This is a genomic window from Methylobacterium sp. 391_Methyba4 (assembly GCF_029691625.1).
Taxonomy (GTDB): Bacteria; Pseudomonadota; Alphaproteobacteria; order Rhizobiales; family Beijerinckiaceae; genus Methylobacterium; species Methylobacterium fujisawaense.
Genome location: NZ_CP121475.1, coordinates 2,809,304 through 2,821,463 on the forward strand (window position 1 = coordinate 2,809,304; position 12,160 = coordinate 2,821,463).

The following is a 12,160-nucleotide window of genomic DNA, read 5'->3' on the forward strand; positions in this document are numbered from 1 at the left end:
GGTGCGCAGCGTGGCACGCCGCGCCCCGGATGGCGAGGCCCTTCAGCCGCCGAGCCCGGGCGCGAGGCCGGAGAGCATGGCGGCTCCCAGAACCAGCACGAAGGCGGCGGCGACGAGTTCGAGGCCGCCGAGCGCCAGGAGGCCCGCCTGTCCCCGGCCGCCGGCGAGGCGCAGGGCCGCGCGCTTGGCGAAGACCGCGAGGCAGGCCAGCGCCGTCGTGGTCAGGGCGGTGCCGAGGGCCATCGCCAGAACCGCCAGCACGCCCGCCCCGGGCACGCCCTGCGACACCGCGAAGACCAGGACCAGAACCGCGCCGGCGCAGGGGCGCGTGCCCGCCGCCAGCACCACCCCGGCCCGCTCGCGCCACGTGTCGAGGGTGTCGAGGGCCTGCGGCCCGGGCAGGTGGTTGCAGCCCGGACCGCAGCCCGCACCGAGGGTCGCGAGGCGTCCGGCCTTGCGCCACGTCAGCACCAGCCCGATCAGGGCGACGAGGGCGAAGCTCACGGTCTCGATCAGGGTGCCGGCCCGGGTGATGCTCGCCGCCGTGGCGTTGAGGACCAGGGTGCCGAGGCCGACGATCGCCCCGGCCATGCAGGCCTGGAGCAGCGCGGCGCAGAGGCTCAGCGCGGCGCCGCGCCGGAGCGCCCGCTCCCCCGCCAGGATGTAGCCGGCGATCACCGCCTTGCCGTGGCCGGGACCGGCGGCATGGAACACCCCGTACGCGAAGGCGAGGCCGACCAGCGGGCCCCAGCTGCCGCCGCCCCGCAGCGCGCCGACCGCCGCGTTCAGGCTGCGGGAAAAGCTCGCCTGCAGCGCCAGGATCACCCCGCCGATCCCCGTGGCGGACGGGGCAGCCTCCCGGAAGCCGATCCCGAAGGGCGAGCGCGGCGGCGGCGCGGAGAGGCCGGGCGCGACGAGCCACGCGATCCCGGCCGCCAGGAGCGCGGCCAGCCCGATGGCCAGGGCCATGAGGCCGAGCCTCAGCCCCAGCCGTCCCGCCCCGGCGGGGGCGACGATCCCGATCCCTACGGACATGCCACGAGAACCCGGCTGGCGAACTGCACCCCGTAGGTCGAGGCGGCGGTGAGCGCCTCGAAGAAGGCCTCGGTCATCCCCGGGGATCCGGCATCGGCCGTCTTCGGCTGCTCGGTCTTCGGGCGGGTCACCGTGGCGGCGCAGCCCTGCGGCGCTCCCGCGAGGGTCGCGGCGTCGGTCCCCTCGGCGAACGAGAAGGCGACGAAATAGGTCGGGTCGTAGACCTCCAGCGCAGCCACGCCCCGCCCCTGCTGGACCGGCGTCTTCAGGGGCAGCAGGAAGGTCATGACCAACGCCTTGTCCTCCATATGGGCTGCCGGCTCCTTCGGATCGCTGAAGGCCTGCTCCTTGCCGCCGACCTTCAGCTTCGTGAAGTAGCCGAACTCGGCGAGGTTGGCGGTGTTCTCGGCCGCGAGCCCGGCAAGCTCCTCCGGGCTGAGCTTGCCGTCCTTGTTGGTGTCGAGGCCCTGGGTCACGAAGGCCGTGTATTCGGGGTCGAAGCTCCACGTGTCGCGGACGCCCACGAGCTTTCCGCCCTCGTAGACGAGCTGCGCCTTGGCGGTGACCCAGACGTGGGGATGGGCGGAAGCGCCCGAGGCGGCGCAGGCGAGGGCGGCGGCCACCACCAGGGCGAGCGGTTTCGGGCAGTGCGCGGCGATCAGCATGGAAGGAGGCACGCTCGCGGCGGGAGGAACACGGTCAGGCCGGATCTTCCTCGCGTGCCGGTTGGGCGAAAGCGAGGCGCCGCCCCGTCGCGTGCGCCGCTCACTCGCCCCCGTCGAGCCCCATCAATTGGAAGCTCACCCGCAGGTCGTTCGACATCGGGATGTCGAGGCGCTCGCCGTTGGGCAGGCGCTTGAGGAACCAGCGCTCGTAGGTCCAGCGCAGCGCCCGGCTTTCGGCGAGGCGCGTGAAGGTCTGCTGCACGATGCCGGCGAACTCCGGGTCGTCCTTGCGGAACATGATGCCGTAGGGCTCGTAGGAGAGCTTGTCGGGGAGCACCGTGTAGTTCGCCCCGTCCCGCGCGTCCGTGGCGATCAGCCCGTAGAGCAGCACGTCGTCGGTGGCGAAGGCGTCGGCCTTTCCGGCCTTCACCATGGCGTAGGACGCGGCATGGTCGGGCGCCGTGACCACCTGCGCGTCGATCTTCAGCCGGGCGAGGAGGTCGCGCACGGCCTTCTCGTTGGTTGTGCCGGCCGTCACCACCACGGTCTTGCCGCCGAGATCCCGGTAGGAGGCGACGCCCGAGCCCCGCTTCACCAGCAGCTGCGTGGCGCTGATGTAATCCACCGGCGAGAAGGCGACCTGCCTGCGGCGCTCGGCATTGGCGGTGGTCGAGCCGCATTCGAGGTCGATCTTGCCGGAGGTCAGCGCCGGGATGCGCGTCTCGGCGGTGACGGGCTCGTAGCGGATCCTCACCGGCCGGCCGATCGCCGCCTGGACGTCGTCGGCGATCTCGCCGCAGAGGTCGATGGCGTAGCCGATCGCCCGGGGGCTGCCGTCCGGCCGCTTGCCTTCCACGAAGGAGAACGGCACCGAACTCTCCCGGTAGCCGAGCACGATCTCCCCGCGCTCGGCGACGCTCCTGAGCGTGCCGGTGAGCACCTCGACGGCGGCTGCTGGCGACACGCCCGCCAGCGCCAGCGCCAGAACCGCGATGAGCCGCATCGTCATCACAGAGCCTCCCAGGCGCACCGCACAAGCCACACCGCACGGGAGAGTGCCAGCGCCCGGCCCCTCCCATCCATCCCCCATCCAGAGGTGCCGAAGCGCAGCGGAAGCCTCGAAGCAGCCTTCCGGTCAGCGCCGCGATCCCTGGCGTCCTCCTCCGAGGCCCGCAGACGCGGTCACCTCAGGATGAGGAGGATGGGTTCGACAGCCGCCTTGCACCCGACATCCCGGCGGGCGCAGATCCCGCGAAACCGGCCCCTACTCTGCCGGCGAGGCCACGGTGCCGACATGGTCGAGGCGCTGGTCGGTGGTGGTGAGCTGCCCCTCCCACTTGGCGACCGCCACGGTGGCGACGCTGTTGCCCAGCACGTTGGTGGCCGAGCGCCCCATGTCCAGGAACTGGTCGATGCCGATGATCAGCAGCAGCCCGGCCTCCGGGATGTTGAAGTGCGCCAGCGTCGCCGAGATGACCACCAGCGAGGCGCGCGGCACGCCGGCCATGCCCTTCGACGTCACCATCAGCAGCAGCAGCATCGTGAGCTGCTGACCCCAGCTCAACGGGATGTTGTAGGCCTGCGCGATGAACATCACCGCGAAGGTACAGTACATCATCGAGCCGTCGAGGTTGAACGAGTAGCCCATGGGCAGCACGAACGACGTGATGCGGTTCGGCACCCCGAACTTCTCGAGGTTCGTCAGCATCTTCGGGTAGGCCGCCTCGCTCGACGCGGTCGAGAAGGCGAGCACGAAGGGCTCCTTGATCAGGTTGAACAGCCGCATGATGCCGCCGCCCCCGAGCATCAGGAAGCCGACGCCCATGAGCAGCGCCCAGAGCACGGCGAGCCCGATGTAGAACTCCACGAGGAACTTGCCGTAGGTCACGAGCACGCCGATGCCCTGCGTGGTGATCGTCGCCGCGATGGCGGCGAACACCGCCACGGGGGCGAACATCATCACGTAGCCCGTGACCTTGAGCATCACGTCGGCCAGGCCCTCGATGCCCTGCGCGAGGAGGCGCCCCTTCTCGCCGAGGGATGCCAGGCCGACGCCGAAGAAGATCGAGAAGACCACGATCTGCAGGATCTCGTTGTTGGCCATCGCCTCGACGGCGCTCTTCGGCACGAGGTGCGTCACGAATTCCTTGAGCGACAGCGAGGCCGCCTTGAGCCCCGTCCCGGCGCCGGCATCGGGCAGCGGCAGGTTCAGGTTCTGGCCGGGCTGCATCAGGTTGACCATGATCAGGCCGAGCATCAGCGAGCAGAACGAGGCGCCCACGAACCAGAGCAGCGCCTTGCCGCCTACCCGGCCGACCGCAGCGGTGTCCCCGAGATGCGCGATGCCGACCACGAGCGTGGAGAAGACCAGCGGCGCGATGATCATCTTGATCAGCCGCAGGAACACGTCGGAGACCAGCGCGATGTAGCCGGCGATCTCCTTGGCGGTCTGCGGATCGGGCCAAGTGATGCTGCAGGCGTAGCCGACGGCGATTCCGAGGAGCATGCCGACGAAGATCATCGTCGTGAGTCTCGACCCTGCCATCGGTACTGCTCCTCGCCTGAGCCCGGGATGATCGAGCATTTCAATTCGTTAACGTGTCGCAGGAACTGCGCCGCACGCAAGCCCGGCCGGGGCGCGTTACTGGCGTGGTCGACTGTTTTCGCGCGACGCTCGGGCGGCGATGAAACCTGTGGCCGGTGTGCTACGGCTGCGGTACGAGACTTGCCCCGCCGCGCCACCTGCGGTTCCCGTAGGCGGCACGAGAAACCTGCGCGCGCGAGAGTTCATGGACGTCTTCGTACAGCAGTTGATCAACGGGCTGACGCTCGGCTCGATCTATGGCCTGATCGCCATCGGCTACACGATGGTGTTCGGCATCATCGGCATGGTGAACTTCGCTCACGGCGACGTCTTCATGGTCTCCTGCTTCATCGCGCTGATCACCTTCCTGCTGTTGACCGTGTGGCTCGGGGTCAGCTCCATCGCCCTGGCCTTCCTGGTGGTGCTGGTGGTCGCCATGGTGCTCACCGCCCTGTGGGGCTGGGCGATCGAGCGCGTCGCCTACCGGCCGTTGCGCGGCTCGTTCCGGCTGGCGCCGCTGATCTCGGCGATCGGCGTCTCGATCTTCCTGTCGAACTTCGTCCAGGTGGTGCAGGGCGCGCGCAACAAGCCGACGCCGCCGATGCTGTCGGGGGGCATCACCCTGTTCGAGCGGGACGGCTACGCGGTGTTCCTGGCCTGGAAGCAGGTTCTGATCATGGCGGTCACCGCCGTGCTGCTCACGGGCTTCTGGTATCTCGTCCAGCGCACCCCCTTCGGCCGGGCGCAGCGCGCCTGTGAGCAGGACCGCAAGATGGCGGCGTTGCTGGGCATCGACGTCGACCGCACGATCTCCCTGACCTTCGTGCTCGGCGCCGCGCTGGCGGCCGTCGCCGGCGTCCTCTACCTCATGTATTACGGCGTCGTGTCGTTCTCGGACGGGTTCGTGCCCGGCGTGAAAGCCTTCACGGCGGCGGTGCTCGGCGGCATCGGCTCCCTGCCCGGCGCGGTTCTCGGCGGCCTGATCATCGGCCTGATCGAGACCTTCTGGTCCGCCTACTTCTCCATCGAGTACAAGGACGTCGCCGCCTTCTCGATCCTGGCGATCGTCCTGATCTTCATGCCCTCGGGCATCCTGGGCCGGCCCGAGGTCGAGAAAGTCTGATGGCCCGTTCTCAGGCTGCGCTTCCCGACTCCGCGATGGCCGGCATCCTGCGCGACGCCGCCCTGTACGCCCTCGTCACCTTCGGCCTCTGCGTGCCGATCATCGCCTACCGCACCGATCCCGGGCCCGGGACCGAGCTGGTGCTCGTCCCGCGCTGGGGACTGGTGGCGGCGCTCTGCGCGGCGATCTTCGTGGCGCGGCTCGTCCAGCGCCTCGTGCTGCTGCGCCGTGACGCCCGGCGGGCGCTGACCCCCTCCCCGTCCCAGGCCACCGAGGCGGTCCACGGCGAGCCGGATGCGGGCCAGAAGACCTCGAAGGTCGGGCTCTATCTGTTCATCGGCATCGCCCTGACGCTGCCGATGATCGCGGCGGCGGCCACCGGCGGCCTGTCCTCGGCGCGCTACTGGATCGACCTCGGCATCCTGATCCTCACCTACGTGATGCTCGGCTGGGGTTTGAACATCGTGGTCGGCCTCGCCGGTCTCCTCGATCTCGGCTACGTCGCCTTCTACGCGGTCGGTGCCTATTCCTACGCCCTGCTCTCGACCACCTTCGGCCTGTCGTTCTGGGTCTGCCTGCCGCTGGCGGGCCTGTTCGCCGGCCTGTGGGGGATGATCCTCGGCTTTCCCGTGCTGCGCCTGCGCGGCGACTATCTGGCCATCGTCACCCTGGCCTTCGGCGAGATCATCCGCCTCGTCCTGATCAACTGGACCGACGTGACCGGGGGCGGGGCGGGCATCTCGTCGATCCCGCGGGCGACCTTCTTCGGGATCCCGTTCACGGCGGGCGACGACGGGTTCGCGGCGACCTTCGGCATCCCGTACGATTCGATGCACCGGCTGGTCTTCCTGTACTACCTGATCCTCGGCCTCGCGCTGATCACGAACTTCGTCACCCTGCGCCTGCGCCGCCTGCCGATCGGGAGGGCCTGGGAGGCGCTGCGCGAGGACGAGATCGCCTGCCGCTCCCTCGGCATCGACACCACCGCCACGAAGCTCACGGCCTTCGCGCTGGGGGCGGCCTTCGGGGGCGTCGCCGGCTCGTTCTTCGCCGTGCGCCAGGGCTTCATCAGCCCGGAGAGCTTCAACTTCCTCGAGAGCGCCATCATCCTGGCGATCGTGGTGCTGGGCGGCATGGGCAGTCAGGTCGGCGTCGCGATCGCCGCGGTGGCGATGGTCGGCGGGCCGGAGATGCTGCGCAACCTCGGCTTCCTGAAGGCCGTGTTCGGCGAGGGGTTCGATCCCAGCGAGTACCGCCTGCTCCTGTTCGGGCTGGCCATGGTGGCCATGATGGTCTGGCGCCCGCGCGGCCTGATCTCGGAGCGCATGCCGTCGGTGTCGCTCGGCGAGCGCCGCGCGGTCTCGGGCGCCCATGTGAGCGAGGGGCACGGCTGATGGCGGCCTCACCCCTCGCCCCCCCGGTGCTCACGGTCGAGCACCTGACCATGCGGTTCGGCGGGCTGACCGCCGTCTCCGACCTGTCCTTCGCGGCGCGGCGCGGCGACATCACCGCCTTGATCGGCCCGAACGGAGCCGGCAAGACCACGGTGTTCAACTGCATCACCGGCTTCTACAAGCCCACCGAGGGCATGCTGACGCTGGCGCATGCCGACGGCACCGCGCACCTGCTGGAGCGGCTGCCCAACCACAAGGTCAACCGCACCGCCCGGGTGGCCCGCACCTTTCAGAACATCCGCCTGTTCCAGGGCATGACGGTGTTGGAAAACCTTCTGGTCGCCCAGCACGCCCCCCTGATGCGCGCCTCGGGCTACACGATCCTGGGCTTGCTCGGCCTCAAGACCTACCGGGACGCGCAGGAGGCCGCGATCGAGCGCGCCAAGGCGTGGCTGACGCGCATCGACCTGATGGCGCGGGCCGACGATCCGGCGGGCGCCCTGCCTTATGGCGCGCAGCGGCGCCTGGAGATCGCCCGGGCGATGTGTACGGACCCGGTCCTGCTCTGCCTCGACGAGCCGGCCGCCGGCCTCAACCCCCGGGAATCGGCCGAGCTGAACGGCCTCCTGCGCCACATCCGGGACGAGCACGACACCTCGGTGCTGCTGATCGAGCACGACATGTCGGTGGTGATGGAGATCTCCGACCACGTGGTCGTGCTGGATTACGGCGTGAAGATCGCCGATGGCTCTCCCGCCGAGGTGCGGGCCGACCCGAAGGTGATCGCCGCCTATCTGGGTGTGGAGGACGAAGAGGTGGAGGCCGTGGAGGCCGAGGTCGGGATCACCGTGCCGCACGCGGACGAGACCCATACGGGAGCCTCGGCATGAGCGTCGCCGGCATCAACGTCCTGGTCGAGGAGACGCGGGCGATCCAGGCGGGCCGCAAGCCGCCGCTCCTCGCGGTGCGCGACGTCTCGACCTATTACGGCAGCGTCGCCGCCCTGCGCGGCGTCGATCTCGACGTCGCCGAGGGCGAGATCGTCACGCTGATCGGCGCCAACGGCGCCGGCAAGTCGACCCTGATGATGACGATCTTCGGCAGCCCCCAGGCGCGCTCGGGGACGATCACCTATGACGGGCGCGACATCACCCGGATGCCGACGCACGCCATCGCCCGGCTCGGCATCGCCCAGTCGCCGGAGGGCCGCCGGGTCTTCCCGCGCATGACGGTCTACGAGAATCTCCAGATGGGCGCCGCCCTCCATGACGGGCGCTTCTTCGCCGAGGATCTGGAGAAGGTCTGCACCCTGTTCCCGCGGGTCAAGGAGCGCCTGAACCAGCGTGCCGGCACCATGTCGGGAGGCGAGCAGCAGATGCTGGCCATCGCCCGGGCGCTGATGAGCCGCCCGCGCCTGCTGCTCCTCGACGAGCCGTCGCTGGGCCTCGCGCCGCTGGTGGTGAAGGGCATCTTCGACGCGATCCGGGAACTCAACCGGACCGAGGGCATGACGATCTTCCTCGTCGAGCAGAATGCCTACCACGCCCTCAAGCTCGCCCATCGCGGCTACGTGCTGGTCAACGGTCGGGTCACCATGAGCGGCACCGGCCGCGCGCTGCTCGACGACCCGAACGTCAAGGCCGCCTATCTGGAAGGGGGCCATGCCGGCCCGGTCGGGGCATGAGCGCGCTGCAGGGAATCCTCTACGAGGAGCCGTCGGCCTGGCTGTTCCTGCTCGTCACCGTGGTGATGGGCGGCTGGGCCGGCTGGATGGCGGCCCGCGGCATCGCCCGGGGTTGGCGGCCGTTCTGGCACTGCGCACTGGCGCTGCTTCTGGTGGCGGCTGCCGTGCGCTTCATCCACTACGCCCTGTTTTCGGGCACGCTGCTCTCGCTGCACTACTATGCGGTCGACGCGGTCGTCGTCATGATCATCGGCGCGGCGGGCTTCCGCTACACGCGGACGCGCCAGATGACGAGCCAGTACCGCTGGCTCTACGAGAAGACCTCACCGCTGACATGGCGCGCACGGGCGCCCGAAGCGGACGAGGTCCGATGAGTGCGGCCGGATCCGCACGTGCGGTCCTGACACTTAGGGGTAGTACGCGATGAGATCGATTCTGCTGGCCGGGCTCGCCCTCGGCGCGATGGTGGCGGCCGCCCAGGCCGCCGAGGTCAAGCTCGGCGTCGCCGCGCCGATCACCGGCAACAGCGCCGCCATCGGCGCGCAGCTCAAGAACGGCGCGAGCCAGGCGGTCGAGGACCTGAACAAGGCCGGTACCCTCAAGGGCACGACGCTCACCGTCACGGTGGGCGACGACGCCTCCGACCCGAAGCAGGGCGTCTCGGTGGCCAACAAGTTCGCCAGTGAAGGCGTGAAGATGGTCGTCGGCGACTACAATTCCGGCGTGTCGATCCCGGCCTCCGACGTCTACCTCGACGCCGGCATCATCCAGGTCACGCCGGCCTCCACGAACGTGAAGTTCACCGAGCGCGGCATGTGGAACACGTTCCGCACCTGCGGCCGCGACGACCAGCAGGGCGCGGTGGCGGGCAATTACCTGGCCGAGAAGTTCAAGGGCAAGAAGATCGCCTTCGTCCACGACAAGACGCCCTACGGCAAGGGGCTGGCCGACGAGACCCTGAAGGCGCTCAAGGCCAAGGGCGGCAAGGAGGTCATGTACGAGGGCATCAACCCGGGTGAGAAGGACTACTCTGCGCTCGTCTCCAAGCTGAAGTCGGCCAATGTCGACGTGGTCTATTTCGGCGGCTACTACACCGAGGCCGGCCTGATCCTGCGCCAGATGCGCGATCAGGGCCTGAAGGCGCCGATGATGGGCGGCGACGGCATGGTCGATCGCGAGCTCGTGGCGATCGCCGGTCCCGCGGCCGAGGGCACGCTGACCACCTTCCCGCCGGACGCCCGCAAGAACCCGAACGCCAAGGCGGCGCTGGCCGCGTTCAAGGCCAAGAACATCGATCCGGAGGGCTACACGCTCTACTCGTACGCGGCCGTGCAGGTCCTGGCCAAGGCGATGGCCGAGACCGGCTCCAGCGACGGCAAGAAGCTGGCCGACTGGCTGCACCAGGGCAAGCCGGTGGACACGGTGGTCGGGCCGATCGCCTACGACAAGAAGGGCGACATCACCCGGCCCGACTACGTCATGTACGAATGGAAGAAGGGGCCGGACGGCAAGATCGACTACAGCGGCAATGAGCTGACGAAGTAAGCCGCGGCCACGAACCGGGTTTCCAGTCCGACGCCGTCTTCCGATACCGCGGGGGGCGGCGTCGTCGTTTTCTATACCGTGGATTCGTCAGCTTTCCGGGCGGATCCGTCCTCCGCACCGCGTGCGTACGCCTAAGAAGTGTGCATGATGCCGCCGGCGCGAGCGTGAGGCCGGCTCAGCGCTTGGGAGGAGGCCATGGGGACGGCAGGGACCGCGTCTGCAGACGTGCGCAGCAGCTTGGCCGCGACGTGTCCGTACTCAGCCGCAGGCCTGCGCGGCACGACAGCCCTTCTCCCGGCACCATCATTGCAAAGGCGTCGCCCGAGCGGGCGGGCCCGCGTACCCCGCCGCCGGCCGACACGATTCGGCCCGATCCAGGAGTTCCGTACCGATGCAGTCTGATATCGCTCGCCGCGGCCTTGCCGCGGCGCTGGGCCTGACCCTCGCCCTTGCTCCGATGAGCCTGCGGGCGGAGGAGCTGACCGGCACCCTCAAGAAGGTGAAGGACGCCAACGCCATCGTCATCGGCTATCGCGATGCCTCCGTCCCGTTCTCCTATCTCGGCGGCGACCAGAAGCCGGTCGGCTACGCGATGGACATCTGCTACAAGATCGCCGACGCCGTGAAGGCCAAGCTCAACCTCCCGAACCTTGAGGTGAAGCTCAACCCGGTGACCTCCGCCACCCGCATCCCGCTGATGGCGAACGGCACGATCGATCTCGAGTGCGGCTCGACGACCAACAACGCCGAGCGCGAGAAGCAGGTGTGGTTCACCAACTCGCACTTCCTGACCGCGACCCGCTACGTCTCGAAGAAGTCGGCCAACCTGCACACGATCGAGGACCTGAAGGGCAAGACCGTCGTGTCGACCTCGGGCACCACGAACATCAAGCAGATCAACGAGGCCAACACGGAGCGCAAGCTCGGCCTGACGATCCTGCCGGCCAAGGACCACGCCGAGGCGTTCCTGATGGTCGAGACCGGCCGCGCCGCCGCCTTCGTGATGGACGACGTGCTGCTCGCCTCGCTCGCCGCCTCCTCGAAGGACCCGTCCGCCTACGAGATCTCCACCGAGGCCCTGTCGAAGCCTGAGCCCTACGGCATCATGCTCCGCAAGGACGACACGGAGTTCAAGAAGGTCGCGGACGACGCCACCGCCAAGCTCTACACGAGCCCCGAGGGCAAGGCGCTCTACGACAAGTGGTTCACGAAGCCGATCCCGCCGCGCAACATCAACCTCAACCTGCCGATGAGCGCGGAGATGAAGAAGCAGTTCACGACCCCGATCTCGAGCCCCGACCCGGCGGCCTACTGAGATCCGTTCGGTTCGCTTTCATGCCATGATGCGCACCGCGGGCTCCCGCCCGCGGTGCGTCTCTGTAAGTTCACAGTAGAAGCGGCGCGATGAACTACAACTGGAACTGGCGGATCTTCTTCGACGCCTCGCCGGAGGGCACCGGCACGTATCTCGACATGCTGCTCTCGGGGCTCATGTGGACGATCACGACCGCGCTCTGCTCCTGGGTGATCGCCTTCTTCCTGGGCTCCCTGATCGGCGTGCTGCGGACCCTGCCGTCGAAGACCGCGAACACCGTCGGTACCGCCTACGTGGAATTGTTCCGCAACGTGCCGCTGCTGGTGCAGATGTTCCTCTGGTACTTCGTGCTGCCCGAAGTGGTCCCGACCCGGATCGGCGATGCGATCAAGCAATTGCCCGACGCGCCGTTCTACACGGCGGTGGTGTGCCTCGGCTTCTTCACCGCTTCGCGCGTCGCCGAGCAGGTCCGCGCCGGCATCCAGGCGCTGCCGCGGGGCCAGCGCATGGCCGGCACCGCCATGGGCTTCACGACCTATCAGACCTACCGCTACGTGCTGCTGCCCAACGCCTACCGGATCATCCTGCCGCCGATGACCTCGGAATTCCTCAACAATCTCAAGAACACGTCGGTGGCGCTGACCATCGGTCTGCTGGAGCTGACCGCCCGGGCCCGCTCGATGCAGGAATTCTCGTTCCAGGTGTTCGAGGCGTTCACGGCGGCGACGATCCTCTACGTGATCATCAACCTCGTGGTGGTCACGGCGGCGACCTTCCTGGAGAAGGCGGTCGCCATCCCCGGCCAGCGCTGAGGG

Annotated in this window: 12 protein-coding genes; 8 read left to right on the top strand and 4 right to left on the bottom strand. The window is 68.8% G+C overall.

Translation table 11 applies throughout. From position 1 onward, the window contains the following. Positions 1–42: 42 nt before the first annotated feature. The 4 genes from P9K36_RS13070 to P9K36_RS13085 form a co-directional block, all read right to left on the bottom strand. The gene (locus P9K36_RS13070) at positions 43–1,035 is read right to left on the bottom strand and encodes a nickel transporter (RefSeq protein WP_043384916.1); all 993 of its coding nucleotides are present in this window, start codon (positions 1,033–1,035) and stop codon (positions 43–45) included. Continuing rightward, on the bottom strand, positions 1,026–1,700 hold the full coding sequence (locus P9K36_RS13075) for a DUF1007 family protein (RefSeq protein ID WP_043757471.1): 675 nt from the start codon (positions 1,698–1,700) through the stop codon (positions 1,026–1,028). The genes P9K36_RS13070 and P9K36_RS13075 overlap by 10 nt, the downstream gene beginning before the upstream one ends. A gap of 100 nt (positions 1,701–1,800) precedes the next feature. After that, on the bottom strand, positions 1,801–2,709 hold the full coding sequence (locus P9K36_RS13080; RefSeq protein WP_043384922.1) for an amino acid ABC transporter substrate-binding protein: 909 nt from the start codon (positions 2,707–2,709) through the stop codon (positions 1,801–1,803). A gap of 255 nt (positions 2,710–2,964) precedes the next feature. Beyond that, positions 2,965–4,245 (bottom strand): dicarboxylate/amino acid:cation symporter, encoded by a 1,281-nt coding sequence (locus P9K36_RS13085; protein WP_043356732.1) that lies wholly within the window; start codon positions 4,243–4,245, stop codon positions 2,965–2,967. 244 nt (positions 4,246–4,489) lie between these two features. Here P9K36_RS13085 and P9K36_RS13090 point away from each other — a divergent pair, with 244 nt between their 5' ends. The 8 genes from P9K36_RS13090 to P9K36_RS13125 all read left to right on the top strand — a co-directional run bounded on the left by P9K36_RS13090 (position 4,490) and on the right by P9K36_RS13125 (position 12,157). Next, entirely contained in the window at positions 4,490–5,407 is a 918-nt protein-coding gene (locus P9K36_RS13090; protein ID WP_020094234.1) for a branched-chain amino acid ABC transporter permease, read from the top strand. Next, positions 5,407–6,801, top strand: coding sequence for a high-affinity branched-chain amino acid ABC transporter permease LivM (gene livM, locus P9K36_RS13095; RefSeq protein ID WP_043384925.1), 1,395 nt, complete (start codon positions 5,407–5,409; stop codon positions 6,799–6,801). The genes P9K36_RS13090 and livM overlap by 1 nt, the downstream gene beginning before the upstream one ends. Then, the gene (locus tag P9K36_RS13100) at positions 6,801–7,691 is read left to right on the top strand and encodes an ABC transporter ATP-binding protein (RefSeq protein WP_043757476.1); all 891 of its coding nucleotides are present in this window, start codon (positions 6,801–6,803) and stop codon (positions 7,689–7,691) included. Before livM ends, P9K36_RS13100 begins: the two co-directional genes overlap by 1 nt. Continuing rightward, the gene (locus tag P9K36_RS13105; RefSeq protein ID WP_043348611.1) at positions 7,688–8,485 is read left to right on the top strand and encodes an ABC transporter ATP-binding protein; all 798 of its coding nucleotides are present in this window, start codon (positions 7,688–7,690) and stop codon (positions 8,483–8,485) included. Before P9K36_RS13100 ends, P9K36_RS13105 begins: the two co-directional genes overlap by 4 nt. Before the next feature lie 5 nt (positions 8,486–8,490). After that, positions 8,491–8,859, top strand: coding sequence for a DUF6867 family protein (locus P9K36_RS13110; protein WP_043348619.1), 369 nt, complete (start codon positions 8,491–8,493; stop codon positions 8,857–8,859). Positions 8,860–8,908: 49 nt separating this feature from the next. Next, positions 8,909–10,030 (top strand): branched-chain amino acid ABC transporter substrate-binding protein, encoded by a 1,122-nt coding sequence (locus tag P9K36_RS13115; RefSeq protein ID WP_043348612.1) that lies wholly within the window; start codon positions 8,909–8,911, stop codon positions 10,028–10,030. 391 nt (positions 10,031–10,421) lie between these two features. After that, positions 10,422–11,345: an amino acid ABC transporter substrate-binding protein gene (locus tag P9K36_RS13120; RefSeq protein ID WP_043384931.1), complete on the top strand. Its 924-nt coding sequence runs from the start codon at positions 10,422–10,424 to the stop codon at positions 11,343–11,345. An 89-nt stretch (positions 11,346–11,434) separates the two neighbouring features. Beyond that, the gene (locus P9K36_RS13125) at positions 11,435–12,157 is read left to right on the top strand and encodes an amino acid ABC transporter permease (RefSeq protein WP_043348617.1); all 723 of its coding nucleotides are present in this window, start codon (positions 11,435–11,437) and stop codon (positions 12,155–12,157) included. The last annotated feature ends 3 nt before the right edge of the window (positions 12,158–12,160 follow it).